This is a genomic window from Vibrio sp. TRT 1302, assembly GCF_050113875.1.
Taxonomy (GTDB): domain Bacteria; phylum Pseudomonadota; class Gammaproteobacteria; order Enterobacterales; family Vibrionaceae; genus Vibrio.
Window position 1 is genome coordinate 193,651 of sequence record NZ_JBNJOF010000001.1, and the last position, 26,458, is coordinate 220,108.

The 26,458-nt window shown below is 45.9% G+C and carries 23 protein-coding genes; 15 read left to right on the plus strand and 8 right to left on the minus strand.

Annotation, left to right across the window (positions count from 1 at the left end):
- Positions 1-12 precede the first annotated feature (12 nt).
- The 11 genes from tssK to ACQEXP_RS00890 all read left to right on the plus strand — a co-directional run bounded on the left by tssK (position 13) and on the right by ACQEXP_RS00890 (position 14,963).
- A complete protein-coding gene (gene tssK / locus ACQEXP_RS00840) occupies positions 13-1,344 on the plus strand; it encodes a type VI secretion system baseplate subunit TssK (RefSeq protein WP_426967552.1) in 1,332 nt (443 codons plus the stop codon).
- A gap of 4 nt (positions 1,345-1,348) precedes the next feature.
- A complete protein-coding gene (gene icmH / locus ACQEXP_RS00845; protein WP_426967554.1) occupies positions 1,349-2,554 on the plus strand; it encodes a type IVB secretion system protein IcmH/DotU in 1,206 nt (401 codons plus the stop codon).
- Positions 2,547-5,918: a type VI secretion system membrane subunit TssM gene (tssM, locus tag ACQEXP_RS00850; protein ID WP_426967555.1), complete on the plus strand. Its 3,372-nt coding sequence runs from the start codon at positions 2,547-2,549 to the stop codon at positions 5,916-5,918. The genes icmH and tssM overlap by 8 nt, the downstream gene beginning before the upstream one ends.
- 9 nt (positions 5,919-5,927) lie before the next feature.
- A complete protein-coding gene (locus ACQEXP_RS00855; protein ID WP_426967557.1) occupies positions 5,928-6,668 on the plus strand; it encodes a serine/threonine protein kinase in 741 nt (246 codons plus the stop codon).
- A gap of 230 nt (positions 6,669-6,898) precedes the next feature.
- Positions 6,899-7,870 carry a tripartite tricarboxylate transporter substrate binding protein gene (locus ACQEXP_RS00860; RefSeq protein ID WP_269376821.1) on the plus strand — a complete coding sequence of 324 codons (972 nt, stop codon included), beginning with the start codon at positions 6,899-6,901 and terminating at the stop codon, positions 7,868-7,870.
- A 204-nt stretch (positions 7,871-8,074) separates the two neighbouring features.
- Positions 8,075-8,593 carry a tripartite tricarboxylate transporter TctB family protein gene (locus ACQEXP_RS00865; protein WP_269376822.1) on the plus strand — a complete coding sequence of 173 codons (519 nt, stop codon included), beginning with the start codon at positions 8,075-8,077 and terminating at the stop codon, positions 8,591-8,593.
- A gap of 18 nt (positions 8,594-8,611) precedes the next feature.
- On the plus strand, positions 8,612-10,138 hold the full coding sequence (locus ACQEXP_RS00870; protein WP_269376823.1) for a tripartite tricarboxylate transporter permease: 1,527 nt from the start codon (positions 8,612-8,614) through the stop codon (positions 10,136-10,138).
- A 118-nt stretch (positions 10,139-10,256) separates the two neighbouring features.
- Positions 10,257-11,648, plus strand: a complete 1,392-nt coding sequence (locus ACQEXP_RS00875; RefSeq protein WP_426967559.1) for a TolC family protein — start codon at positions 10,257-10,259, stop codon at positions 11,646-11,648.
- 11 nt (positions 11,649-11,659) lie between these two features.
- Positions 11,660-12,637 (plus strand): HlyD family secretion protein, encoded by a 978-nt coding sequence (locus ACQEXP_RS00880; protein ID WP_269376825.1) that lies wholly within the window; start codon positions 11,660-11,662, stop codon positions 12,635-12,637.
- Positions 12,638-12,651: 14 nt separating this feature from the next.
- The gene (locus ACQEXP_RS00885) at positions 12,652-13,815 is read left to right on the plus strand and encodes an ABC transporter permease (protein WP_426967561.1); all 1,164 of its coding nucleotides are present in this window, start codon (positions 12,652-12,654) and stop codon (positions 13,813-13,815) included.
- Positions 13,812-14,963, plus strand: a complete 1,152-nt coding sequence (locus ACQEXP_RS00890) for an ABC transporter permease (protein ID WP_426967563.1) — start codon at positions 13,812-13,814, stop codon at positions 14,961-14,963. Before ACQEXP_RS00885 ends, ACQEXP_RS00890 begins: the two co-directional genes overlap by 4 nt.
- Positions 14,964-15,034: 71 nt before the next feature.
- Here ACQEXP_RS00890 and ACQEXP_RS00895 read toward each other — a convergent pair whose 3' ends face one another.
- The 3 genes from ACQEXP_RS00895 to ACQEXP_RS00905 all read right to left on the minus strand — a co-directional run bounded on the left by ACQEXP_RS00895 (position 15,035) and on the right by ACQEXP_RS00905 (position 18,705).
- Positions 15,035-17,752: a bifunctional diguanylate cyclase/phosphodiesterase gene (locus ACQEXP_RS00895; protein WP_426967565.1), complete on the minus strand. Its 2,718-nt coding sequence runs from the start codon at positions 17,750-17,752 to the stop codon at positions 15,035-15,037.
- A gap of 144 nt (positions 17,753-17,896) precedes the next feature.
- Positions 17,897-18,334, minus strand: coding sequence for a DUF3859 domain-containing protein (locus ACQEXP_RS00900; RefSeq protein ID WP_269376829.1), 438 nt, complete (start codon positions 18,332-18,334; stop codon positions 17,897-17,899).
- Positions 18,304-18,705 carry an ATP-binding protein gene (locus tag ACQEXP_RS00905; RefSeq protein WP_426967568.1) on the minus strand — a complete coding sequence of 134 codons (402 nt, stop codon included), beginning with the start codon at positions 18,703-18,705 and terminating at the stop codon, positions 18,304-18,306. The genes ACQEXP_RS00900 and ACQEXP_RS00905 overlap by 31 nt, the downstream gene beginning before the upstream one ends.
- Before the next feature lie 130 nt (positions 18,706-18,835).
- On the opposite strand from ACQEXP_RS00905, the gene metA reads away from it, so the two are divergent.
- Together metA and pilW are read left to right on the plus strand one after the other, a co-directional pair.
- Positions 18,836-19,777 carry a homoserine O-acetyltransferase MetA gene (gene metA / locus ACQEXP_RS00910; protein ID WP_269376831.1) on the plus strand — a complete coding sequence of 314 codons (942 nt, stop codon included), beginning with the start codon at positions 18,836-18,838 and terminating at the stop codon, positions 19,775-19,777.
- A gap of 162 nt (positions 19,778-19,939) precedes the next feature.
- On the plus strand, positions 19,940-20,602 hold the full coding sequence (pilW, locus tag ACQEXP_RS00915; RefSeq protein ID WP_426967570.1) for a type IV pilus biogenesis/stability protein PilW: 663 nt from the start codon (positions 19,940-19,942) through the stop codon (positions 20,600-20,602).
- A gap of 26 nt (positions 20,603-20,628) precedes the next feature.
- Here pilW and ACQEXP_RS00920 read toward each other — a convergent pair whose 3' ends face one another.
- Genes ACQEXP_RS00920 through ACQEXP_RS00930 form a run of 3 tightly spaced genes read right to left on the minus strand, consistent with a single transcriptional unit; the run spans position 20,629 to position 22,402 of the window.
- Positions 20,629-20,820, minus strand: coding sequence for a hypothetical protein (locus tag ACQEXP_RS00920; protein WP_269376833.1), 192 nt, complete (start codon positions 20,818-20,820; stop codon positions 20,629-20,631).
- A gap of 20 nt (positions 20,821-20,840) precedes the next feature.
- On the minus strand, positions 20,841-21,893 hold the full coding sequence (rlmF, locus tag ACQEXP_RS00925) for a 23S rRNA (adenine(1618)-N(6))-methyltransferase RlmF (protein ID WP_426967573.1): 1,053 nt from the start codon (positions 21,891-21,893) through the stop codon (positions 20,841-20,843).
- Between the two features lie 5 nt (positions 21,894-21,898).
- On the minus strand, positions 21,899-22,402 hold the full coding sequence (locus ACQEXP_RS00930; protein WP_426967575.1) for a M48 family metallopeptidase: 504 nt from the start codon (positions 22,400-22,402) through the stop codon (positions 21,899-21,901).
- 116 nt (positions 22,403-22,518) lie between these two features.
- On the opposite strand from ACQEXP_RS00930, the gene ACQEXP_RS00935 reads away from it, so the two are divergent.
- Complete coding sequence (locus ACQEXP_RS00935; protein WP_426967577.1) at positions 22,519-22,752, plus strand: glutaredoxin family protein; 234 nt, start codon at positions 22,519-22,521, stop codon at positions 22,750-22,752.
- On the opposite strand, the gene ACQEXP_RS00940 is transcribed toward ACQEXP_RS00935, so the two are convergent.
- Entirely contained in the window at positions 22,749-22,994 is a 246-nt protein-coding gene (locus ACQEXP_RS00940) for a Rho-binding antiterminator (protein ID WP_426967579.1), read from the minus strand. The two genes, ACQEXP_RS00935 and ACQEXP_RS00940, sit on opposite strands and share 4 nt — an antisense overlap.
- Positions 22,995-23,232: 238 nt before the next feature.
- On the opposite strand from ACQEXP_RS00940, the gene ACQEXP_RS00945 reads away from it, so the two are divergent.
- Positions 23,233-24,840 carry an RCC1 domain-containing protein gene (locus ACQEXP_RS00945; RefSeq protein WP_426967581.1) on the plus strand — a complete coding sequence of 536 codons (1,608 nt, stop codon included), beginning with the start codon at positions 23,233-23,235 and terminating at the stop codon, positions 24,838-24,840.
- A gap of 114 nt (positions 24,841-24,954) precedes the next feature.
- Here the strand turns inward: ACQEXP_RS00945 and modF are convergent, their stop codons facing one another.
- Positions 24,955-26,418 (minus strand): molybdate ABC transporter ATP-binding protein ModF, encoded by a 1,464-nt coding sequence (modF, locus tag ACQEXP_RS00950; RefSeq protein ID WP_426967583.1) that lies wholly within the window; start codon positions 26,416-26,418, stop codon positions 24,955-24,957.
- Between the last annotated feature and the right edge of the window lie 40 nt (positions 26,419-26,458).

The window sequence follows — 26,458 nt, forward strand, 5'->3', positions numbered from 1 at the left end:
TAGGGATTATTCGTGGACGCGTATAAAAAAGTAGTATGGCAAGAAGGCATGTTTATTGCCCCACAACACTTTCAGCAGCAAGACCGTTACGTTCAAAACTATGTGCGCCAGAACGTAGAAACGCTCGCTGGATTTGCTCCCTTTTATGGAGTGACTGAACTTACTATCAACCATGAGTTACTCAAAATAGGCAAACTGTCTATCGCCAGTAGCGCTGGTGTGTTTCCAGACGGTACTCACTTTGAGATGAAACACGAAGTCGCTCGAGATATTTCTCAAGGTAGCATTGAGACTGTCGTCTATCTAGCCTTGCCTATCTCACTGCAAGGGAACAACGATTATGGACAGGAAGCCTCCGACCAAGGGCGCTACCTAAGTCGCTCTATCAATGTTTTTGATACCTCAACCTCAGAGAATGCCAGTGTTGAAATTGATGTGGCGCATTTGAACATATCGATCAAGCTAGAAGACGAAGACACTTCTGGTTTTACGCTAGTGCCTGTGGCGAAAATTTTGGAATGTACCGAATCTGGCGAAGTGATTCTTGATCGTGCCTTTATCCCCGCCTGTTTGCATTATGGCGCGTCTCAGTTGCTGCTTGAACGTCTTAAAGAGACTCATGCGCTGACAGTCAATCGTGCAAAAACGCTGTTACAGCGTATTCAGGCAGGACAAGGGCAGAAAAGCCCTCAATCAATGATGCAAGACTATTTATGGCTGCAAACACTAAATAGTTGGCTACCTTGGTTTGATTTGACCATCACCAATCCAAAAATCCAGACGCACACACTTTATGGAGAACTGCGCAAATTCGAAGCTCAGGTGATGGCACTGACACCAGCAATTCCTGAGCCTTGCCAGCCACTACAACACCATAAACTCTATGAAAGCTTCAACCCGTTGTTCTCTTCGCTACGCAATATGCTGACCTTAGTGCAGCAAGACTCTGTGCTTGAATTCGCTTGGGATAACTCGCTATTTGAGAAGCGTCGTTTACTCAGAACCTTAATTAAAGATACGGCCAGCGTCAGCAACCGACGCTTTGTGCTGTCAGTTAAGTCGAATATCAGTAGTGCGGAGCTCAACGAACTCTTCCCTGTCGCAGCCAAATTGAGCAATAACACCCGTATTGTTGAAATCGTTAGAAATGGTCTATCCGGTATCGCTCTTTCGCCTCTTCCCGTTGCACCAAGCGAACTAAAACCCATGCAGGGAGTATCGTATTTCGAAATCGATGCAGCCGACCGAATGTGGTTAGAAATGCTAGAGAACCGAGATGCTATCGCTTTGCATGTCGATACCCGAATCAGTGAACTTGAAGTCATGCTGTATGCGCTGAGATAAGGCTATGAATTATTTAGACGAAGAAACACTGGTATGGGATGCAAAACAGTCTGATTTCGTAAGCAAAGACGAAACCAGTGACACGGTTTGGTCGCCCGTTGATGCGAGTCGCGGACGCAGTGAGTTCCTTCACTACTTTGACAAAGCTGAAAACCAGCTTCTGAATATAAGCAGTGAACTGCTTGCCATCACCCTTAAGGTAGCAACGCTACCTGAGCCTGACGACGTGACGACATTGAGACAACAACTGGTCGATGCCGTCAACGACATCAAAACCAAGGGAGCAGAGCTCAACTACCCTGTTGCAGTCATCGATAAGCTCTGCTTTCTCTATGCTGTGGTACTGGACGAATTGATCATCTACTGTGAGTGGGGCGAATCTCGCGGTTGGGAGAACAAAACCTTACTCAGTGAACTGTTTGGTATGCGCAACGGCGGAGAATTGTTCTTTACCGTAGCCGACAAAGCGCTAAGACAACCTCACAAGATGATCGATCTGCTTGAGGTCATCTATATCTTCGTCAATATTGGCTTCAAAGGTCAGTATCGTGAAAGCGGCAGTGATCAGCTTAAAGCGTTTACCCATCAGCTTGAACAAGTGATCAGTCAGTATCGACAATCTGGCAAAATATACTGCCATACCAAAACAAAGCTACCTAAGGTGCGTAAACCAACCCGTCGCAAACGCTACTTAGTCACAACGATATTTTTCCTTTGTCTGATTTTGACCAGCGTTGGCCTCACCCACTTTTGGTACAACAAAACTCACCCACAAAGGGCGCGTGATTTTTCCAATCTAGCCGATTTCAGTAATCGCTATGTCATGTCGGGTCAGGTGAATGACATTGTCTTTATCAGTCAAGACGACGATTTAGCGAATAAACCCCAGCGAGCGAGCAAAGTGGAACTTGTCGAAGCGACGCCCCCTGCCAACCTTGCGACCAGTTATTCGTCATGGTTGGTTCAGTTGGCTACTTTCTCCACTCGAACCAACGCAGAAAAATTTGTCGCCAAGTTGTCTGCGTCGAAATACCAACCTCAGGTCGATGCGTTTGACAATTACTTCCGCGTGATTGTCAGAAGTGATTCTTCAGAACAAGCGCGCGAAATAAAGACTTGGTATGTAGAAAAAGAATCACTCACACCAATCATCGTAAGAAATACGCAGCAAGAGAATAAAAACAATAATGAGGTTCAGCGCGATGACTAAGCCAACCCAGAAGAGTAATAAGCGCAGTGTGATCTGGGCGCTATTAACAGCCGTGCTGATCGTGTTGATCGGCGCAGGTTTAACATGGTGGATTGCCTACCCAGATTCGCTGGCAATCGGCATCATTGCGACCATCATTGCGTCGTTCTTGTCAGCTTTAATGACATACTGGCTGTTGCAACGAGGTAGTGAGGTCAGCAAAACACCAGACCAACAGCGACTTCTAATCCAAAAGCGTAGCAAGCTACTTGCGCTTCACTTCAAACGCATGATTGAAGTTCAAAAACGAAAGAAGCGTCTCAATAGCCGTTACGACCAACCCATCTACCTATTGCTGAGCGATGATCCAAGCAAAGATAAATCCATCATCACTCAGATGGGTTACGAAGCATATAAAGTTGATGATTTTGGCAATGACATCGAGTTTCCGGTGCTATTTTGGCTCAGTGAACATTCGATTCTGATATCGGTAAGTTGCGGTGAAGATCAGCAAGCGCAGTATTTGAAAACGCTGACGGAGTCATTGAATAAATGGCGTCCGCGTCAGGCAGTCAATGGCATGTTGCTCACAACAGAAGTTGAACATTTACTTGGCAATCGAGAAGCCTTGATTCAACGTGCCGACGAACTGAAATCAACCATCAAAACCTTTAACGATAGCTTTGGCCTCAATCTCCCTATCTATAATCTGATCACCAACATGGGACAGATTAACGACTTTTGCCAGTTTTTCTCCGCTTTCGATGAAGCAAAACGTAACGATGTCTTTGGAGCGACCTCGCCTTTTATCAAAAATGGCGGGATTGATGCAGACTGGTTTAACCAAGAGTATGACCACTTAATCAGTCAATTGATTGCCAGCACCAGTAGCGCTCTCTCCTCTCAGCTAAATCAGGATTACCGCAACTCTATCTGTGCAGCACCCTATCAGTTTGGCCTGCTTAAACAGAGTTTATGGCATTTTCTACAACGCCTTTACCGAGGCGATCAGCTCAACAATGGTCTCTGTTTCCGTGGATTCTATTTCACCCATAGTGGTACAGACACCAAACAGTACGACCTGTTAGCGAACGTGATTAATGAATCGCTCGGTAATGAAAAGTTTCAACAACAGCAGCAGTTGCCCGTCACTCAGACCTTATTCGCTCAGCACATCATGAATCACGTTGTGTTGAATGAAAATGCTTTGGTTGGCGTAAACCGTCGCAGAGAAAACACGCTACTGTTTTGGCAAACGGCTTACACGGTATTTTGTGCAGCCTTGTTGATCACGGTTTTAGCGGTGATCAAGCTCGATTTTGATTATCAAAGTGCCCGTGAAGCGAGAGCGGATAATATGTTGGAGAGATATAAAGAGGCGATTGCGGCGTCTCCTTACGATATCGAAAACATGGCGGATAATATTCCCAATCTATACTCGCTCAATCGTATCTATGCTCTCTATTTAGAGCCGAAACCTTGGTATACGCTCCCTTTCATGCCAAGTTCTAGCATCATGGATGAGGTAGAAGCCGCCTATTTTGAAGAGCTTTCGCAAGTACTTATCCCCTCAATGGAGAATACGCTCGAGAAAGATCTGTTTGTCTATGTCAACTTGGAAGACCAAGCTAAGACTCTTTCATTGCTCAATAATTACCGTCTTTTATTTGATCCCAAAAGAACGAATATTGAAGAGCTGAAGAACTATTTCATGTCGACTCTACGAGATCAGGGAGAAGCCGATAGCGTCAATCTGGCACAGCTTCGTATCTTGCTTGATGACGTGTTTGCTCAAGACCTAGTGCCAGTCAAACCCAACTATGATTTAGAAACACTGGCTAAGAAAGTGATCAATCAGACTGGCATCGAGACGCTGCTCTATGAGCATATTCTCAATTCAGCGACTTATTCTAAGCGGATTGACATCCGACCGGAGTTTGGCAGCAACTTTTCTCAGCTATTCAGCTTTTCGCCTAGCTATGCCGGGTATATGGTGCCGTACTTGTATACCCCATCTGGCTTCAATGAACTGGATCTGTCCGTTGATTCTAAAGTTCTGTCAGAAGCGTTACAGGCTTACGAAGGCGTTGCAGGAAATTCTCCGAGCGCTTTGGAGATGTATCGCATCAGTCGAGATCTCAAACAGATGTATCAAAACGATTACATCAATTACTGGCGAGATCTGACGTCTCATATTCAAGTCAAAGAGATAAAAGATGCCGATAGCTTAAACCGTTCTCTGTCCGTGCTTACCAGCGCAGCGGATAATCCACTTGCTCTACTGTATACGACCGTCAGCAAGTACACTTCCGTCGAGATCGAAATACCAAAAGCAGAAGGTGACGAAACCCAACCACCTCAGCAAGATAGCGATAAAAAAGAGAGCGCTCGTCAGATATACATTGCCTTTACACCTTATCATCAGCAGGTCACCGCCACGGATCAGGGGACAAAGCCAATCGATACTCTACTTGGTCAGTTTACCGAGATGGAAACGTGGTTAGCTAAGTTTCTTAGCTCTGAGTCACCACAAGAAATGGCATTCAACACACTGACCGCAGAACTAAAACTGAGCAATCCAGTATCTGTCGTCGCGGGTAACACCGCGAAGCAACCTGCTTTGTCGATGGAAATCATTGCTAATGTGACGCAACAAGCCAACGAAATGGTGATGTCACTCGCGCATAGTTATCTGAATACCAGTTGGCAAAATGAGGTGTTTCAGACCTATCAGAACACGATTGCCGCCTACTACCCATTCAACAAGAGTGCGTCACTCGATGCTGCGACCAATGATGTGGCAAGCTTCTTTAAGAGTAATGGTGTATTGGATAAGTTCTATCAGAGCAAGCTGAAAGGGTTTTCAACCGATGAACGTTCACCTTTCCTCGCAGGACTGCTACCCAACACAGGTTTAGCACTCGACCCGAACGTATGGCAGATGATTGACAAAGCAGCGGATATTCGAAATGCACTGTTCTTACAAGACCCACAAAACATCGCTTTAGAGTTCCAACTTAAAGCACTAGAGATGTCCTCGGATCTGACTCAGTTCACCATCAATGCTGAAAAGTCGCTGTTCACTTATCAACATGGACCTAGACTATGGAGTAAACAAAACTGGTCTGCCAAGGACGTCGACAAAGATTCCATTGGATTCCAATTGCGTGCACAAGATGTTCAAATTGCGGATGAAACCTTCACTGGCAGTTGGGCTTGGTTCAAGCTTATCGAGCCACGAGTCGTTTCCGCGACCTCACAAAGCACCAGAGTAAAATTTAGTCATAATGAAAGTCAGGTAGAACTGAGCATTAAAACTCAAGGACAAAACAACCCGTTCGTGCCTAACTTTTTCTCTGCCTTTACCTTACCGGCGAGCATCTAGGTACTGAAGATGTCGCAGGATCTCTCCGAACCCTCACAGGCTGTCCCTAGCAGAGTGACAGCCTGTCTTAGAGCGCTTGGTCTAAGTCGTTTCAAACTCATAGGTAAGCAGGTCTACCAAGCTTACAGTCCAAGCTTCGGATGGGTTGCGGTCAAAATAGCAATCTCGCCAAGTGCTAGGTTACAACTGCAAATTGAAGCCCGGTTTTTAGCCAAATTCACCTCGGAACATTGGCCAAGTTACATAGATTTTGGCAGCCACCAGCAAGTGGATTGGTTAATCACTTCGCTCTGCAATGGTATCCCACTATCCGCTGCCGTGATTGGCCAAAGTCAGCGTTTAGCGCTACTTAGCCAGTCAGAAGCTATCCTCCAGCAGCTTCATGGCAGCGGATTTATTCACGGTGATATCAAACCTAGTAATATCATCGTCAATGAATCGGATCAGCAACTAACTTTAATCGATTTTGGCTCTGTCTTGCCGATCGGTGAACACTATCAAACCCTGACCAGTTCTCTATCGCCTCGCTTTAGTGGAGCTAATGCCACCTACCGCTATGGTCAAGTTAGCCCCAGAGACGATTACGTTGCTCTGGCGATTACGCTCCAAACTGTCTTCCACCACCACCCTTTTGATAGCTTGCCTATTTCTCAGTTTTGCCACACTCAACGCTCCGCTCAAGCACCGCATATACCGAGCCGGTATCAGATACTGTTGCAACAGCAGCTCAAGCTGGCCAAACAGCGATAAAACCACCTAAATTGCCCACTTTCGGTTGACGACGTCATGCCGTGAACTTTATGAACAAAACCACCAAAATGCCCAATATTGTTTTTATCAACGCATTACAGACAAAGTTTTAACACACTATTAACCTTAGACTCATCTACTAGCAAGTATCCCTTCCTTGTTGGCAGATAATTGATAACGATAAGCCGGTTCTCAATGAAGAACAGGCGTACACATAAGGAACGTGAATCATGTTTAAGGTACTCAAACCAACACTGGCGGCATCCATCATCGCTGCGTCTTTTTCTTTCAACGCTTTTGCAGCAGATGTTGAGAAAATCCACTTTCTAATCCCTGGTGGTGCTGGTGGTGGCTGGGACATGACAGCTCGTGGTACAGGCGATGTTCTTGTTAAATCTGACATCGTTGAAAATGTCTCATTCCAGAACCTATCTGGTGGCGGCGGCGGTAAAGCGATTGCACACCTAATCGAAACAGCAGAGCGTCAAGAAGATACTCTGATGGTTAACTCTACACCGATCGTCGTTCGTTCGTTGACAGGTATTTTCCCTCAATCATTCCGCGACCTAACTCCAGTTGCAGCAACAATCGCCGACTACGGTGCAATCGTGACGGCCGTTGACTCTGGCTACAACACTTGGGAAGACGTAGTTAAAGATTTCGAGTCGAACCCACGTAAAGTGAAAATTGCTGGCGGTTCAGCACGAGGCAGTATGGACCACCTAGTGGTTGCTGCTGCATTCAAAGGTGAAGGCTTCGACGCGAAGAAAGTACGTTACATTGCGTACGATGCAGGCGGTAAAGCAATGGCTGCTCTACTTTCTGGCGAAACTCAGCTTCTTTCTACCGGTCTGGGTGAAGTACTAGAAATGTCGAAATCTGGTCAGGTTAAAATTCTTGCTGTCACCGCTCCTAAGCGTCTAGAAGCGGCTCCAGATATCCCAACACTAACGGAATACGGCAACGAAACTGTGTTTGCTAACTGGCGTGGATTCTTTGCAGCACCAGGTGCTAGCCAAGCGAAAATCGACGAGTGGAACGCTGCACTGACTAAGATGTACAAAACTGATGAGTGGAAAGTGGTTCGTGACCGTAATGGCTGGATCGACAACTACAAAGCAGACAAAGAATTCTACGCTTTCCTTGAAGATCAAGAGAAGCAAATGGGCGACCTAATGCGTGAGCTAGGCTTCCTGAAGTAGATTTTTAAAGTAGTTTGAGGGTGAACAACTCACCCTCTTCCCCTTTCGCCGTACATGAGTAACAAACAATCTCCTCTGTTTATGTATAAACAGTTAAGCCTCCTTGACTAGCAGCAAATGGCTTATTTGTTAGTGAAACATGCTCATTAACTCTCTTGTACGGCTTTTTATTTCCCCCTGCCTGTTACGTTTATGGAGTTGGATATGTCGGACTTGCCAACGAATTCTTTCAAAAACGGGAGCTTTTTCTCTAAAGAGAATCTCCTATGCCGTGACCGTGTCGGTGCGATGATTTTTTTAATCGTCTGCCTTTGTTACGGCTACCAAACGTCCCAAATCCCAATGTTCCCTGGTGATGAGTATGAACCGTTCACCGCTCGTACTTTACCAACCATATTGACCTTTATTGGCGTTGGACTCGCTTTGCTCCTGCTCGTTACGGGTCAACCTGATGTTAAAAGTGGAGCTGTGCTTGAATTCAAATGGAAACTGCTGATTGGTTTCTTAGTGTTAATGGCACTTTATGGCGTCGGTCTGACGTACATCGGATTTGTGTTAGCAACCAGTCTGTTCTTGTTGGCTGGCTTCTATTTGTTGGGTGAACGTCGTGTGAAAGTGTTGCTTGGTGCCTCTTTCCCATTTGTTATTGCGTTCTACCTACTTCTTACCCAAGGCCTAGATATCTACTTAGAGCCTGGTGTTATTTTCACCTTGTGGTCGTAATTTATAGGAAATGACATTATGTTAGATGGAATCTTACAAGGCCTATCTACTGCCGTAATGCCAATGAACATCATGATGGTGATCGTTGGTTGTTTCGTCGGTACCTTTATTGGCATGCTGCCGGGTCTCGGCCCTATTTCTGCAATCGCGCTAATGATACCTATCACTTACGGTTTAGACCCTTCGTCAGGTCTGATTCTGATGGCAGGTGTTTACTACGGTGCCGTATTTGGTGGTTCAACTTCATCCATTCTGATCAACGCGCCAGGCTGTTCTTCAACTGTTGTAACGGCATTTGACGGCTACCCTATGGCTCAGAAAGGTCAGGCTGGTAAAGCGCTTGCGCTTGCAGCTTACTCGTCGTTCACCGGCGGTACGCTATCTGCCATCATGCTGCTTGTTGCCGCTCCTGCTCTAGCCAGCGTTTCGCTTAGCTTCCAGTCTTCGGACTACTTCGCACTGATGCTACTTGGTCTGTCGGCTGTTGCTGCGTTTGCGGGTAAAGGTCAGGTGATCAAAGCGTGGATGATGACGGTACTAGGCCTGATGCTATCAACCGTCGGCATCGATAAAGGTGTGGGTGTCGAGCGATTCACATTCGGTCTTACCGATCTAATGGATGGTTTCAGCTTCCTATTGCTCGCAATGGCAACATTCGCACTGGGCGAGACGCTGATGGGCATTCTAAAGCCAGAGAATGATACCAGCGCGGAAGAGCAAGACAAGATGAGCAATATTGGTAGCATGAAAGTGACCAAAGAGGAGTTCAAGGAAGTCGCTCCCGTCTCAATTCGTTCATCGATTCTTGGCTTCTTTACAGGCGTATTACCAGGTGCAGGCGCGACAATTGCCGCTTTCCTTAGCTACGGTATGGAACGAAACCTTGCACCAAAAGGTAAAAAAGAAGAATTTGGTAAAGGGAGCATCCGTGGTTTGGTTGCACCAGAATCTGCAAACAATGCGGCGTCTAGCGGTTCATTTGTACCTCTACTCACTCTGGGTATTCCTGGTTCAGGTACGACTGCGATCATGCTAGGTGCGTTGATAGCTTACGGTATCCAACCTGGTCCTCGCCTGTTTGTAGAGCACCCTGATGTATTCTGGTCAGTTATCATCTCAATGTACTTTGGTAACATCGTACTGGTTATTCTGAACCTACCATTGATCCCGTACATTTCTAAACTGCTTGCAGTGCCAAGAACGGTATTGTTGCCAATGATTCTGTTCTTCTCGATAACGGGTGTGTACCTAGTGTCATTTAACACTATGGATGTGTTTGTGATGCTGTTGATTGCCATGGCTGCTATTGCTTTGCGATTAGCCAACTTCCCGTTAGCACCGCTGCTACTTGGTTTCATCTTGGGCGGCCTAATGGAAGAGAACTTACGTCGAGCACTAATGATTAGTGATGGTGAACTGAGCTTCCTATGGGAACGTCCTATCACTCTGGTCTTCACTGTACTAGCAACTCTTGTTCTGTTTAGCCCAGTGTTAGTAAAGCTGTTCCAAAAGCTAAAACCGACCCCAAGCAAGGTCGAGCAATAACTGAGTAACATTCCTATGTTGGTTTTTGGGGGCTTCGGCCCCCTTTTTTGTGCGTTGCGATTGCCACACTGCGCACTAGAGTATAAACTCTATTTTTTAACAATTAGGGTACATTACTATGTCGTTGCGTCCCGCTGCGCTGCTCCTTGGTTGCCTTGGACTCTACTCCCCTGTTTCGCACTCTGCGGCCATAAGCTTTGAGCAAGCTTGGCAGGTCTTACAGCAAGAGAACTATTCACTGGCGGCTCAACGTTCGAATGTTGAACGTTATGAGCATCTCGAAAATGCAACGGATAATCTCAATCTACCCTCGGTATCGATCGGTGTCAATTTCACTCGTTTAGACAAAGACGTTACGGTCTCTGGTGAACAACTTTTTGAAAGTGCCGGTCAGGCACTGTCTAACTTGGGGCCTGTATTTGGCCCTATAGTAGCTGGTATGACATCAACCATCAGCGAACGCGACATCTTCACTTCTTCAATTCGCGCTATTTGGCCCATTTTCACGGGTGGTCGAATCAATGCTGCGCAATCTGCAGCAGAAGGCAAAAAGGATCAGGCCCGCAGTGAACTCGCGATGGAAACCCAAGCGCGCTTTGAGGATTTGAGTAAATATTATTTTTCTGTCGTACTGGCTCAAGAGGTGGTGAAAACCCGCCAACTGGTAGAGCAAGGCCTCACTCAACACCGTGACAATGCGGTAAAAATGGAACAACAAGGGCAAATAGCTCGTGTTGAAAGACTTCAGGCAGAGTCTGCCCTCGACAAAGCAGTAGTAGAGCGCAAAAAGGCGCAAATGAGTTTGGAGATTGCTCGCGCTGCATTGACCAAAATCCTTAACCAAACCACCACCGTTGAGCCCGCTGATAGACTATTCGTCAATCAGAACTTGCCGGATCAAACTCTATTTGTCGAACAGACACTGGCGACTTACCCTGGCTTAGCGCTACTTGACGCTAAAGAGAAGCAAGCATCAAGCTTGATCAAAGCAGAGCAAGGCAAGTACTACCCAGAGGTTTATCTTTACGGCGATTATAGTCTTCACGAAGACGACTCATTGGCAAGTCAAATGAAACCGGACTGGTTGGTGGGAGTCGGAGTCAACATCCCGCTGATCGAAAACTCAGGCCGCAGTGATCAAGTTAAAGCTGCGCACAGTGCGGTGTCTCAAGTCCGTTACCTAAAAGCACAAGCAAAGCAAGACTTGTCTGTTCTTGTCCAGAAAACTTATCTTGAAGCTCTGCAAGCGCAGCAAGAAGTGGAAGGATTAACCTCAAGTCTCGATTTGGCGAACGAAAATCTTAAGCTTCGCCAGACCGCATTCTCTCAAGGTCTTTCAACATCAACGGACGTGGTTGATGCTCAGCTTTATCTGGCCAGCGTACAAACCCAGCAATCTGTCGCGAGTTTTAACTATCTCATCTCGCTATCAAAACTGCTGGCATTGTCCAACAAAATGGACGCATTTAGCCAATACCAACACAATGCTATCAACACTTCTCGTTTATAAAAGGGTCTAAGATGAAAAATGCAAAACCACTTCTGATCACTGCCGTTGCATTCGGTGTCGCATCTTGGATTGGCTATAGTTTCTATCAAGCATACCAGCCTAAACCTGTGCGTTTGCAAGGTCAGATTGAATCTCAGCAATACAGCATCTCTTCCAAAGTTCCGGGACGCATTGATCAAGTCTTGGTACGTAAGGGCGATCAGGTTAAAGAAGGTGACCTAATTTTCACCCTACACAGTCCTGAAATCGAAGCGAAACTCGAACAAGCGAAAGCGGGTGAAAAAGCGGCTGATGCTATGGCGTTGGAGGCTGAGAAAGGCGCGAGAATTCAGCAAATTCAAGCCGCGAAAGATCAATGGCAAAAAGCCAAAGCCGCTTCTGCGCTAATGGAAAAAACGTACTTGCGTGTTAACAATCTCTATCAGGATGGTGTCGTCGCAGAACAAAAGCGCGATGAAGCTAAGACTCAATGGGATGCAGCAAAATACACCGAAAGTGCGGCTTACCAGATGTATAAACTGGCTCAGGAAGGTGCGCGCAGCGAAACCAAACTTGCGGCAGCAGAAAAAGCTCGCATGGCGGCTGGCGCAGTCGCCGAAGTTGAAGCCTATGCACAAGACACCACCATCAAGAGTTGGTTCAAAGGTGAGGTTTCACAAGTTCTGCTGCAAAGTGGTGAACTTGCTCCTCAGGGTTTTCCTGTCGTAACCGTGATTGACACGGCAGACTCATGGGCAGTATTGAATGTCAGAGAAGACTGGCTGAAGTACTTCAACAAAGGCGATACATTCAACGCTTACCTACCTGCACTTGATAAGCAAGTTGAGTTCAAGGTCTCACACATTTCAGTTATGGGTGATTTCGCAACCTGGCGCTCCACGGATGCCTCACAGGGGTTTGATCTGCGCACGTTTGAAGTCGAAGCCATTCCTACAGCTCCTCAGCAAGGACTGCGTATGGGAATGAGCTTAGTCGTCGAGCTAGACTAACGGTTGCAAAATATATGCGAATTCATAACACCTCTCAGCTAGCGGTGATCCGTCGTGACAAGTGGTTACTCTCCAGTCTGACGTGGATCCCTGTTCTACTTGCGGTGATGATTTGGGCGATATTCTCGCAAGGAATAGCCCGAAATCTCCCTGTTGGGGTGGTTAATCTGGATAAAGGTGCGTTGTCACAGCAGCTAATTCGATACTACGATGCAACCTCAAGTATGGCGATTCAACGCGAATACCAAAGTGTCAGTGAGGCAAAACAAGCGCTAGTTCAAGGCGATATCTATGCCTATGCGGTTATCCCATACAACTTCGAGCAAGACACATACAAACAATTGGCGCCGCAAGTCAGTGTGTTTTACAACAGTCAGATGATCCTAATAGGAAAGCTGGTGAACTCCGCGTTTTTACAGGCTCAAGGCACATTTAATGCCCAGCTAAGTACCATTGGTAACTTAGCTCAAGGCAACCATGTTCTCGCATCTGCGATGGCGAGTGCTGTGCCAATCAGGACTCAAATCACGCCGCTGTTTAACAAAAATTCCAACTACGCTCAGTTTTTGGTTTCTGCGGTTGTGCCTGCGCTTTGGCAAATCGTGATTGTCGTCAGCACCATCCTAATCCTGTCAGCGAATCTTCGTGACCGAGGGCTGAAAGTTTGGCTACAACATCAACCATTCAAATCATTATTGAATACGCTACTGCCGTACAGTTGGGTATTCGCACTGCAAGGCTTTGCCTTTTTATGCTGGTTTTATCTTGGCTTTAAGTGGCCGATGAACGGTAGCTTTGTCACCTTAGTATTTGCTCAATGGGTCACGATTATCGCGTGTATGATCATGGGTAGCCTATTTTTCTTTCTCACCTTAGATGCGGCTCGTGCGATGAGTTTTGCGGGCGCATTCACCGCGCCTAGCTTTGCTTTCATGGGTATCACCTTCCCTGTGACCGATATGAGCAGTCTTGCTCAGGCGTGGAGAGCACTACTTCCAATCAGCCACTACATCGAGGTGCAAGTTAGTCAGGTCAGCTATGGTTTGCTGCCAATGTCATCATTGCAACATTTACTGCCGATGTTTGGTTACGCAGTGCCATTGCTTATGGTGATGTTACTGATTAAAAAGCATCTCTCCGTCGATTCAGGATTGTCACAAAGTAAGGAGCAACGATGAGCTTGTTCGAACTTGTCAAAGCAGAGATTAAAGCGATATTGACGAATCCTGTCGTCGTCCTGACCGTGTTTGGTGGCGTTGTCTTCTACTCGTTTCTCTACCCTTTGCCCTACAGTCATCAAACTCCAAGGGAACAGAAGATTAGTATCGTCAATCTTGACCAGAGCAAAACCAGTTATCAGCTTGAACGTATGGTTGACGCCACACCACAGGTTAAAGTCGTCAAGCGAGATCACACCATAGCAGATGCACGCGCCGCGTTTCTAAATGGTGAGATCAGTGGAATTTTGGTGATTCCTGAGCATTTTTATAAAGACTTGATGCTAGGTAAAAGCCCAACCCTTGCTTACGCGGGCGATGCTTCTTATTTCTTAGTGTACGGCACCATTGTAGAAGGTTTAGCCCAAGCGGGTGGAACATTAGCTGCACAAACTAAAGTGGCTAAACTCGTTTTGGAAGGACACCCACTCTCACAAGCCGTCAATCAATACTCAGCCACAACATTGAACTTAAAACCGACGTTTAACCCAACCATGGGTTATGTCGACTACGTTGTTCCGGCTGTATTTGTGCTAATTCTTCAGCAAACTCTGGCGATGGCATCGGGTTTGATGGTCGGTAGTCAGCGCGATGGAACAGGTTATTGGAGTCAGGTTTCTCCTTTTAAATTACTTTCTGTACGCTACCTAGTGCTGATTGGTATCTATTACTTTTTGAGCATGTACTACTTTGGCGCCAGCTTTTCCATGCATGGCGTGAATCAACTCGCTCATGCAAATCAGATTATCTCGCTACTGCTCCCTTTCCTGCTCGGTTCAGCAGCGATTGGTATCTGGCTTGGTGCAGTCACGCCTCGACGAGAATTAGTGACCCTAGTGGTTTTAATCAGTTCGATGCCGTTGGTTTTCAGCGCCGGCTTTATCTGGCCGACTGAGGCGATTCCAAGCCCGATCGTGTGGCTGGCTCAACTGTTTCCTAGTACAGCAGCAATTAAAAGCTTTCTGACTATCAACCAAATGGGTGGCGACTGGCACACGATCAGAGGGCTGTATAGTCAGTTGTGGATTCAAGCATTCGCTTGGTGTGCTCTCGCCCATTACAGTTATCGGAAGCATACCGCCCAACAGCGTATTGCTTTAAGTCGATAAAACGGCACGTAAAAACAACAACGCCTCCAAGTTTAGAGGCGTTTTTATTGAGACTTAATGCATTCACTTAGCTAACTGCGTGAACGATCGAGTAACTCAAAAATCTTGTCGCTCGACATCGGCTTGTAGAAATAGTAGCCCTGTATTTCTTCGATGTTCCAGCTCTTGAGGCGACGCACCTGAGATGCAGTCTCTACGCCTTCTGCTACTGTGGTCAAGCCAAGTTCTTGAGCCATGTTGGCAATGTTTCGCACCAGACTCTTCGCCCTGTCATTGTGCTCAATTTGGTCAATGTATGACTTGTCGAGTTTTACAATATCTAATGGGAAGCTACATAACGTACTGAATGAAGAGTAGCCAGTGCCAAAATCATCAAGAGCGAACAGCACGCCAAGCGCTTTCATTTGCTCCATTCGGCTGATCACTTCCTGCTCACCACTCATCAGCATACTTTCAGTGACTTCAATCACCAACTGACCGGCTTGCAACTGATACCTATCAATTAACTTGACCAAAAGTTGAGGTAAATCTGCGTGATAGAAATGTGGGGCACTAAGGTTCACATGGACCGTCAGCATTGCCTGACCAGTTTGCTTCCGCATCAAATTAACTTGCTGAATGAACACACAAGCTTGCTCTAAGATACTTTCACCCAACGCAATGATGAGTTGATTCTGTTCGGCAAGAGGAATAAAAACGCCTGGTGATACAAAGCCAAATTCAGGATGTTGCCAACGCGCTAGAGCCTCAAATCCATTGATTTCACCATTGCTGGCTTCAACAATTGGCTGATACACCGCGAGGACTTCTCCATTCGCAATGGCACCACTTAAATCCCGCTTAATTGCGACTGCTGTTTTCGCCGATTCGAATAGTTCTCTGTTCACAGTGACCACACTAGGGAGTCTACGAACACTTTTGTCTGTTGCAATACTATAAATCGCAGCCTGAATTAATGTGTCGAGGGGCTCATGAGTAATTTCAGGGCTGACAAAAGCAACGTCACATTTCAGATCCAACTCAACATTTTCTACGGTATGTTTGTCAGCTAACCCAATCATCATTTGTTCAGCGCTATGAATCGCTTTCTCGCAATCGAGTCGATTCGCAATCAGCACCAAGAATTCATGCTCACTGATTCTCCCTACTGGGTATGGCGTCAACATCTCACCAAATTTAGAGGCAATCAATTCCATCGCTGCATCAAAGATCTGGTGACCGTACACTTCAGAGATATGAGTCAAATTAGGGACGGATACGTACATAAACGAGAATCTATTGGGTGCTATACCGAGTAGATTACGGGCTTGTTCCATAATGGATTTTCGGTTCCATAGACCCGATAGATGATCTCGTTCAACCAGATCCTCAATCAACTTAGCTTGTTGTTTGTGTTCACGTACATCAACAATCGACAGCATCAGCGCACTTTGTCCCTGATACTGGATCATGCTAATTTCAATTTTACAGTCTATCTCTTCATTACTGCTGGTAATCATCTGCGCTTCAAACTGAGTCTGCCCCTGCCTAAAGCTGTGATACATACGGTCAATTTGACATTCAGGCTGATCAGAATCAGGGCACAACACGTCGAGCGGCTGGTTCATTAAATCATCGTACTGATAATTCAGTAGATCTAATGCTGTTGGGTTGATATCAACAATGACCCTAGCTCTCACCAAGAGAATTGCCGTCGTGCGACTCTGATACAACGCGTCAAACTTCCGCTCGGCATCCAGTAGCTGCTCTTGAGTAGCGGAAGTGTTATTTGCGAGGGTCTGAACCAGATTCGTTAGTCTATCCAACTCATCTTTATTTGGCTGATCAAGACCTTCAAGTTGATAGGCAGAAAAAAGCGCATCAATATCTTTCTCTAAGTCAGAGAAACGAACCGCGACACGGCGCTTAAATGTAAGATAAGTAATCAATGAAATCACGATTGTCGCAATCGCTACGGCAGCGAACAAATAGGTGAACAGCACGTTCCCTTTCTGAAAATGAACACGTTCAATGGTCGTTTCTAGCTGCGCAATAACCTGTCCCGATACGCCGTGTAAGTCCGCCAGTTGGGTCATGGTTTGCTCGGTCTTCTCAATCTGGGATGGAGAGTCCACACCTGACGTTGAAGAGATGCTATCCACATTCACGATTTGGTTATCAGCAACAAGAATCGACTTAAAGTCTCCAGGAAATCTGGCGGAGAGATTGCGTCCCCAAATCAACCAACCTGATGACGCTGAGGTACCATCGCTGTTCCTCACTGGAGTCACTGCAAGCGTCCAAACGTCACCGTTGATCGAGAACAGGCCACTCAAACCATCTCTGGCACTATCCAACACTCGATTCATCGAATTGATATGTTTGACGACTCTCTCATTTGTCGCGACCGACTCAACCAACAGCTGAGTCTCACTTTCAGTCAGAGAAATCCCTTCCACGACTTGCCCATGCAGATCGGTGAGCAGCATAAGATCAACGCTAAGTGCATCCAAAGCTTCTGGTGCTAAGTTGCGTTCACGGTAACCTTCTAGATCGCCGCCAAGGAGAACTTCATAGCTTTCATCCCAGTAGGCCCAGTCATAAGAGTGTTCTGCCAGTTTGTCACTCATCATCGCAACGACATTCTGAGCCTGTTGACTGGCTCGATTCGACTCCATTGTTTCCAAATTACTCAGGCTAACAACAAAGAAGTAACGTGTGATATAAAGACAGCTCAGCGTGACACCCAAAAGACCTAGTAAAAAGTACAGGGCGGTTTTCGTTTGTAGATTAAGGTTTAGCAAGCGCATCTGCTTCATTGACTATTTTTGTAGTTCTTTATTAACCATGTAGTCTAGTAAAAATAGCCTATGTTTAGCTTGATATACATCTAAGTTATTAATCTTTAATGAATCAGACGATTTCGCAATACCAATACTCTGTTGCTCCGACGCTTAAAAACCTCTTTGCTTCCAGAACTCTCCCTCATCACGTGCGTAAAGTTCAAACGTTTTGTCAGCAACAACATTGTCTCTCATCGAGATGGTCATACGCCACTTGCCGAGATTTGATTCATATCCGTTAATATCACCAAGCAGCTGTATGGTATCCCCCAAGTAGAAGTCCCAATCATTACTTCCAACATGCATATCGCCAGTAAAAGGTTCGAGGATTTGGCCTTTTTTGCCAACAATTCCTGGGTGGTCAATGCAAAACTCGATCACCTCTCCTTTGGCTCTTTTAATATTGACAATAAAACCAAATTCGATCCCCTCTTCGGCAACAACCTTGGTCGTGAACTGTGCTATTTTTGGTAGGTTTTTAGATTTGGAATCCCAGCCTTGATAGATTCCATAAGAAGTCATTTCGACGATTGGCGTGCGTTTCGCCATGATTGCCACCGTTTCCTCATACTATTGATCGTTTCTTGCGTCACACCGTGAATGTTGCCGTAATCATTGGTGCATTCAAGCACTTCAAACTCAGCACCATAGCGTTTAGCCATATTGAAATACGGCACGATTTCCCAGCGCTGGACAAAAGTGTTGGATACAACGACATCACACTTTTCTTTCAGGCACTGCTCTGTCATCGCTTGACACCATTGATGGGCATCGGCAATTTTATCTGGCTGATAAAGATATTCTCCAGACGGTTCAACAAAGAACATGTCAGCTTCTAGATGTTGGGCGTTGAATGTCTGAGCCAAAGTGCTTTTCCCTGAGCCTGGCAGTCCGCGAATCAGCGTCAGTTTAACGGTCATATTTCACTTTGTTTGTGTTCGTTGCTATGAATCATATTATAAATTGGCTCGATATAGCTATCGACATCTCTGTGTGATTGGGTTAAGTTTGGAAGTATAGACGTCCACAATCAAGCTTAGGGAGAAAGCTGTGCCTATTAAGATCCCCGATCAACTACCTGCTTCTGACGTGTTACGCACTGAGAACATCTTTGTCATGCCAGAATCACGCGCGTCGACTCAGGAAATTCGACCGCTCAAGGTTCTGATCCTCAATCTTATGCCTAAGAAGATTGAGACTGAAACGCAATTCTTGCGCTTGCTATCAAACAGCCCACTGCAAGTGGACATCGAGCTTTTACGCATTGATGATAGACCGAGTAAGAACACGCCAACAGAACATCTAGACAACTTCTACCGCCAATTTGAAATGGTCAAAAATCGCAACTTTGATGGACTGATCATTACTGGTGCACCATTGGGTTTAGTTCAATTTGAGGATGTGATTTATTGGGAGCATCTGCAATCGATAATGAACTGGGCAAGAGACCATGTAACGTCAACACTCTACGTCTGTTGGGCTGCACAGGCAGGTCTAAAACTTCTCTACGATCTTCCAAAACGAACACGTAAAGAGAAGCTTTCTGGTGTGTACCATCACAAAATCCACCAGCCTTACCATCCAGTGTTACGTGGCTTTGATGATACCTTCTTGGCTCCACACTCTCGCTACGCCGACTTTTCGCCAGAGTATCTCGAAGAACACACCGATTTAGACATTTTGGCGACTTCCGATGTTGCTGGCGTCTATCTCGCAGCGACTAAAGATAAGCGTAACGTGTTTGTTACTGGCCACCCAGAGTATGATTCGCACACCTTGCATCAAGAGTATATTCGCGATTTAGGCGAAGGTATGGAACCCGCGATTCCGGTTAACTACTACCCCAACAATAATCCCGACAACAAGCCTTGTGCGAGTTGGCGCAGTCATGGGCATCTGTTGTTCTCAAACTGGCTCAATTATTGTGTCTACCAACAAACGCCATACGATCTCGAACACTTTAGTGAAGCGAATTTCACAAAAGACGATTAATGGCGCACAAATTAAATGGGGAATGACCTATTCAGTCATTCCCCATTTACATTATTTTGTTCATTTCCCATCTCCTACATTCCATCGTTAGCCATGGTCCGTTGCAAGTTAGGCATTTGTCGTTTTAGCTAAATCATCGACTTCGACACAACTTCAGCCACGATGCGTATTCTCATCTTATCTACATTGATGCTATTCGGATGCATCCAATCACAGACAAATCATACACAGATCACTAAGCAGCGTGCCGACGCGAGAATCACCCTTGGGTTAGGCTATCTCGAACAAGGCAACTACGTCAAAGCGAGACAAAACCTCAACAAAGCGATCGAGTACCAACCCAAGTACTACCGAGCTCAACTCGCATTTGCCCGTTATCTCGCTAAAGTGGGCGAATACGAAAACGCTAATCAACTTTATCAACAAGCCGCTCGCGAGCACCCAAATAACGGCGACGTGCTCAACAACTATGGGACATATCTCTGTGAGCAAGGTCATTATCAACAAGCAGAGGCGCGATTTCTGCAAGCAATTCGCTCTCCTGATTATTACAACATTGGCGATAGTTATGAGAACGCGGCGTTTTGCGCTCTTCAAGCAAAGCAGATAAACAAAGCTCGGCTGTATCTACAGAAAGCGCTCTTACATCAACCCGACAAACCTCGCGCTTTACTCTATTTGGCAGAGATAGAAATAGTCAGTTTTGCATTCGTTGAGGCTCAGAGTCGGCTAAATCAATATAAGAAGTGGTATGGGGCGAATGAACTATGGCTACAGGTTACCAATAAACTAAATCAACAACGGGCACTTTATGCTCAAGAGTAAACAGAGATTAATTGGCGAATTTTGCGCTAACGTTTACGACGTGAATGGTGCGTTTGTCTACGCCGTCTGACATCTGAAGCTCGATGAATCTTGAGATACTCTTTGTAAAGGATATAGATAAAACCGCCAAGCCCGAGTATAAATAGTACGGCGAACAGTATCAGGAAGCTGTCACATATCCATACGGGTTCACAAGGCATATAAATCTCAAACTCCATATGCCCTCCTAGACCTCGGCTTATTTATTCAACGTCAACCAACGCTTACGCTGTTCTTGAGTTTGGAATGTCCAGGCGATAAAGCGACTGTTTTTCTGTCCCTGACTCATTTCAACAATATGGATCTCGGTCGCGGCGGCTTTTTCAAGATTCTTTCGCATCCAACGAACGTTCTCTTTTTTAGAGATTAGCGTAGAAAACCACAGCACTTGGTGCGCGAACTCACGACTTTCAAAAGCCATGTTTTTGATAAAGGCAGCCTCTCCTCCTGAACACCACAGTTCGGCCTGCTGGCCACCGAAGTTGAGAACCGGTTGCCCTTTTTCCGTCGTTCGGGTTGAACCTTGACCACGCTTAGCCTTGTTAGCTGACAAGTTACTGATCTTTCTCGCACTGCCTTGCTGCGCTTCTTGGAGAGATTTGTGAAACGGAGGATTGCACGTTGTGAGGTGATAAAACTCGCCCGGCTTGATGATTCCTTTAAACAGATAACGACTGTTCTGTTGTAAGCGGCATTCGATCTTATCTTTAAGCACCGTATTATTGGCGGCAATCTGATTCGAGTTATTGACCGATACTGGGTCAATGTCCGACCCCGTATAATGCCAACCGTATTGGGTGACACCCACAATTGGATAAATACAGTTTGCACCGACACCGATGTCTAGAGCATTAACGCGATCCGGAACAGATTGCCCGCAATCGTCAGCCAGTAAATCGGCTAATCGATGAACATAGTCAGCGCGACCAGGAATTGGCGGACAAAGGTAACCGTGCGGAATATCCCATTGATTCACAGAATAATGGTGCGCGAGCAACGCCTTATTAAGCAGTTTAACCGCGACGGGGTCGGAGAAGTTAATACTTGCCTCCCCTTTCGGGTTTTTCACTACGTGTGCGCTTAATTGAGGTAGTGCATCGGTCAACGCTTTAAAATCGTAACGTCCATTATGCAGATTTCGTTTGTGCAGACCCGCTTTCGCTGGGCGCTTAATCACTTTAGTCTCTGACAATGCAGGTTTGGTTTGGCCCATATCACTACTGGACTTAGTATTGTTATTTCGACGAGTCATCACGATTAATTGCGGTTCACTGTTTCTAGGTAAATCATAAACAAACGAGCATCAAGCTCCAACTGATGGTATTCCGGTTCCATGTGGCAACAAAGTTGATAGAACGCCTTGTTGTGCTCTTTTTCTTTAAAATGCGCTAACTCATGGACGATCAGCATACGCAAAAGCGGCTCCGGCGCATTCTTAAACACGCTGGCAATTCTAATCTCGTTTTTAGATTTGATCTTGCCGCCGTGAATCTTGTTGGCATAAGTGTGTAGCCCGAGCGCGTTGTTTATCAGATGAATCTTGTTATCGTAGACCACTTTACTCAACGGAGCTGTCTTCTTCATATAGCGGTTTTTGATCGCTAAAGCATACTCAAACAATGCTTTTTCACTTTTGATTGTATGATTATCGGGGTAGCGTTTCTCAAACCAAGCGACTAAACGCCCAGACTCCACCATTTGGCTAACGGGAGTCACGATATGTTCAGGATAACCTTGGATGTAGCGTAATGAAGGATTCATATTTAACACAAAGCGAAGTCTGGTCTACAAAAGGGGCATAAGTCTACCCTATTCACACTTGCCATTCACGGTCTTTTCATTAAACTCTGCGCTGAATATCTGCCTAGGAACACAAGATGAAACGACTCGTACTGTATGTAAAAGACAAATGCCCTCACTGCAAAGACGCTCAGCGTTATCTCGATTCGAAAGGCTATCAGTACCGTTTAACCAATGCCAAGATGCAGCGAGGTCGTAAAGAGCTTGATGCAATAGGCGCTCGCTCACTGCCAGTTTTGAAGATTGGTGACCGCTATATGATTGGTTGGAACGCGAGCAATTTTGAAAAGATGTATAACTCTAAGGGTTAAATAAAACGTTTTTGCGCGAAGTGCGGATTCGCCACCAAGACGTCCATTAATGAAATTTCGTCGAGTACGACCAAGTGCTCGACACCGTCTACGTCTAGTTTAATCACTTCTTGCTTGTCCTGATTGCGAGCAGTATCACGAGCAATACCTTCCACGCTTTGACCTGTTGTGAGCGTCAAACGAACAGGATAACGGTACAAACACACTATCTCGATATAGTCATAATCGTTGCAGCTAATCATTTTATTCTCCGCTCTAATTCATTGATAGACAGGTTTGGCTGACACCAATTGCCCCTACTCAAACCAACAAGAAACACTCTACCCATGCGAATGATACAACTCAAGTCGTTGTCTCTCCAAGATTGACAGCACTGAGTTGGAAATAGACGTTAATGCCTGCGAGACGTTACCCAACTGAAACATAGGCAGCAAAAAAACGGCACATACTCTTGGTGTTTTGATTAGATGGCTCAAAAATATGATTCGAATAGGCTTGTTGTTTATTTTCGTCCCCATTTTCGTTTTCGGTTGCAATGGCAGCAGTGAGTCAGTCTCCCCTGCGCCTCCTAAAACGCCTCCGCCGCCTCCACCCATAGAAATAAGTAAATTTGGTGCTTGGTACGGCAACTCCAGTACTGGCTATATGGGTGTCAAAGCATTTTGTCGTATCTGCACTCACCAAAATTTTGACTACCAGTGGGAAACGGATAGCAACAACGACGGTACGTTTGGTCATTCAGATTCGGTATCATTTGGGCCGATTAAAACAATCGATGTGGCTACCTTTGGCAAAAGAGTTAAGTTAACCGTCACCAATGACGAAGTCAGTTCTCCGCTAATTAAATACTACGCTCCCCCTGAAGACCTCATTGAAACTATCTACAGCAACGCGAAAGCTTTCGCTGCACTCAAGCGAAATGGGACGGTCGTCACTTGGGGATCCCCTTATTATGGCGGGAGTTTAAACCGTGAGCTTTCGGATATAAGACGCATCTATTCCACTGGAGGCGCTTTTGCTGCACTCAATAGCAAAGGACAAGTCTTTACATGGGGCGACAACACACTCGGCGCCAATAGTAGTCAGGTCAACTTTAACTCTAGTGGTGTCAAAACCATTTATTCCAATCATTATGCCTTTGCCGCTCTGCAAAATGACGGTAGCGTCGTTACTTGGGGAAGTGCCAATAACGGTGGGAACAGTTCTAATGTCGATCTTTCAAGTGACATTGAATCGATATACTCCAATGACGCAACCTTCGTCGCAATCAAAACGGATGGAAGCGTTGTCGCATGGGGCAATAACTTTACTGGCGCAAATCTAAATGGTGTTCACTTCAACAGCTCGGTAAAAAAGGTCTTCGCGACGGATGCTTCGTTTGCTGCCTTACTGGACGACGGCTCTGTCGTCGCATGGGGGCATCCCGACTCTGGCGGGCGCCAACCGACTCAAATTAACGACATTGTTGTTGATATATTTTCAAATGACGGTGCATTTGTCGCACTAAAAAACGACGGTTCTATTACTGCGTGGGGTCACCCCTCGTCTGGTGGTGTCGTGAACCAAATCAGTGACGTAGAAACCATCGTTGCAACAAAGAAAGCATTTGCTGCGCTAAGGAAAGATGGTTCAGTGATCACTTGGGGGGACGCGGCTCACGGTGGAAACTCAACCGGTGTCGACTTTTCCGGCGGAGTAAAATCGATATCAGCCACCAAACAAGCATTCTCAGCGGTTAAACTCGATGGTACGGTCGTATCGTGGGGACCAGCTAGCGCAGGAGGAGATTCCTCAACCATCGATTTCTCGCCAGGGGTGGAAAAACTCTTCACCAACGATAATGCGTTCTTCGCCTTAATGAAGGATCAGACGGTCATAACGTGGGGGCATTCACTTTTTGGCGCTAACTCATCCAATGTGGATCTTAACAATATACATTCAGTCTATGCTACCAACACCGCATTCGCTGTACTCAAAACAAACGGCACAGTCGTCTGTTTTGGCGACAGTGATGGAGGTGGTGATCTAACTCAAGCCGCCCATCAACTTGAACTCAAAGGCATAGAGGTGGAATCTTCGACACCATAAATGGTGTGGGTTTCGAATTAGAACAGAAACAATCGAGCTACCTGTTACTTAACCTAGGTAGCTCGTAGTGGGCGGTAGCCCTATGGATCGAGTTAGCTCTGATAAACCAAGATGTTAGTTCATCTCGCCTGATGAAACATTCGCTCTGTAGCAATGGGCCGTTTCATCAAACACAAACTCGACCTCATTGACAATACTGTCCAGTTTGTCGTTTTGGTAATGTGACACATAAAGAAGCTGGCTTAAGTTCTCCTTGGCAATAAGCTCTAGGGTATTTTTTACAAGCCGCCTTCCGAGATAATCCAACCCTTGGTATGGCTCATCCAATATCAGCAGAGCGGGCTGTTTAACAATCGCACGAGCAATTAACAGCAATCTCTGCTGACCATATTCCAGTTCTCTAAACGAGGTGTTGGCATACTGGCTCATATGGAGAATTTCCAGCCACTCTTTGGCAACCTGAATCTCTTTCTTAGAGGGTTGCTGGTAAAGGCCAATCGAGTCGTAAAAGCCCGAAAGAATGACTTCGAGTGCCTTACAGCTGACACGGTATTGAAGATGCAGAGCAGACGACACCATACCGATGTGCTTTTTTATTTCCCAAATAGATTCACCTGAGCCGCGCTTTTTGCCAAAAATCTGGATGTCATTGGAATAACATTGCGGATGATCGCCAAAAATGAGCCCAAGCAGTGTACTTTTTCCACAGCCATTTGGCCCTTTGATTTGCCAGTGTTGTCCATTATCAATTCGCCAGTTCAAGCCAGTAAAGATTGTTTTATCCGTGTACGCGACTTGACCTTGTGTGATTTCAAATACCGGATTATCGAAATGGTGGCTATGTTGGTAGCGGTGAATTAATGCCAGCATCTGTTCGCTCTGCTCTTGAGACTGTGCCTTGATCTGACGAATGACAGGATGTGATTCCCATTCACTCTTTGGCATAACACTTTCAAGTTTGCCGTGATTGAACATCGCAATCTGCTCCACCCATTCCGGTATATCCTCTTCACGATTGAAGGTGACGATCATTTGGATAGATTTTGATAGCTCATACAGATAGTCGGCTAGCGATGCTCTGTGGGCGACATCGAGGCCAGTAAAGGGATTATCGAGCACAATCAGTTGTGGCTGCGTTGCCAATGCACGGGCAAGCATTACGCGACGAGTTTCTCCCGTAGACAGCACGCGGAAACCGCTTTGTTCTAAGTGGCAAAGATCCAGTTTTTCAAGCAGGTTTTTAGTCACTGACTCAGAATGACACTGGCGATAAATCAATGTGTAAACCGATGTACCTGTATCAATTCTATCTAAAAAATCTGTCTCATCATTGGCGATTTCCTCTTCCAATAATCGTTGCTGTTCAACCAACGAAACTTGAGCAATGCCTCCTTTGCTTGCGGAAAGCATCGACTCCGCCACCGTATATTCGCCCGTGAGTAGACATCCTAATGCGGACCCAATATCGCCTTCGGTACTGAATACGCCCCATGATTGTCCATGGTTAATCGTCCACTCGTCGATTTCGAGTCGATTCGTACCTGTTTCTAAAGCGAGCTGGTTGATAATTATTTGCATAGAATGGTTTCCCTACCCTTCAAAACATAGATTGATAGCC

Coding starts and splice junctions, on each gene's coding strand:
- icmH (WP_426967554.1), top strand. CDS start 1,349: ATGAATTATTTAGACGAAGAAACACTGGTATGGGATGCAAAACAGTCT.
- tssM (WP_426967555.1), top strand. CDS start 2,547: ATGACTAAGCCAACCCAGAAGAGTAATAAGCGCAGTGTGATCTGGGCG.
- ACQEXP_RS00855 (WP_426967557.1), top strand. CDS start 5,928: ATGTCGCAGGATCTCTCCGAACCCTCACAGGCTGTCCCTAGCAGAGTG.
- ACQEXP_RS00860 (WP_269376821.1), top strand. CDS start 6,899: ATGTTTAAGGTACTCAAACCAACACTGGCGGCATCCATCATCGCTGCG.
- ACQEXP_RS00865 (WP_269376822.1), top strand. CDS start 8,075: ATGTCGGACTTGCCAACGAATTCTTTCAAAAACGGGAGCTTTTTCTCT.
- ACQEXP_RS00870 (WP_269376823.1), top strand. CDS start 8,612: ATGTTAGATGGAATCTTACAAGGCCTATCTACTGCCGTAATGCCAATG.
- ACQEXP_RS00875 (WP_426967559.1), top strand. CDS start 10,257: ATGTCGTTGCGTCCCGCTGCGCTGCTCCTTGGTTGCCTTGGACTCTAC.
- ACQEXP_RS00880 (WP_269376825.1), top strand. CDS start 11,660: ATGAAAAATGCAAAACCACTTCTGATCACTGCCGTTGCATTCGGTGTC.
- ACQEXP_RS00885 (WP_426967561.1), top strand. CDS start 12,652: ATGCGAATTCATAACACCTCTCAGCTAGCGGTGATCCGTCGTGACAAG.
- ACQEXP_RS00890 (WP_426967563.1), top strand. CDS start 13,812: ATGAGCTTGTTCGAACTTGTCAAAGCAGAGATTAAAGCGATATTGACG.
- ACQEXP_RS00895 (WP_426967565.1), bottom strand. CDS start 17,752: ATGCGCTTGCTAAACCTTAATCTACAAACGAAAACCGCCCTGTACTTT.
- ACQEXP_RS00900 (WP_269376829.1), bottom strand. CDS start 18,334: ATGGCGAAACGCACGCCAATCGTCGAAATGACTTCTTATGGAATCTAT.
- ACQEXP_RS00905 (WP_426967568.1), bottom strand. CDS start 18,705: ATGACCGTTAAACTGACGCTGATTCGCGGACTGCCAGGCTCAGGGAAA.
- pilW (WP_426967570.1), top strand. CDS start 19,940: ATGCGTATTCTCATCTTATCTACATTGATGCTATTCGGATGCATCCAA.
- ACQEXP_RS00920 (WP_269376833.1), bottom strand. CDS start 20,820: ATGGAGTTTGAGATTTATATGCCTTGTGAACCCGTATGGATATGTGAC.
- rlmF (WP_426967573.1), bottom strand. CDS start 21,893: ATGACTCGTCGAAATAACAATACTAAGTCCAGTAGTGATATGGGCCAA.
- ACQEXP_RS00930 (WP_426967575.1), bottom strand. CDS start 22,402: ATGAATCCTTCATTACGCTACATCCAAGGTTATCCTGAACATATCGTG.
- ACQEXP_RS00935 (WP_426967577.1), top strand. CDS start 22,519: ATGAAACGACTCGTACTGTATGTAAAAGACAAATGCCCTCACTGCAAA.
- ACQEXP_RS00940 (WP_426967579.1), bottom strand. CDS start 22,994: ATGATTAGCTGCAACGATTATGACTATATCGAGATAGTGTGTTTGTAC.
- ACQEXP_RS00945 (WP_426967581.1), top strand. CDS start 23,233: ATGATTCGAATAGGCTTGTTGTTTATTTTCGTCCCCATTTTCGTTTTC.
- modF (WP_426967583.1), bottom strand. CDS start 26,418: ATGCAAATAATTATCAACCAGCTCGCTTTAGAAACAGGTACGAATCGA.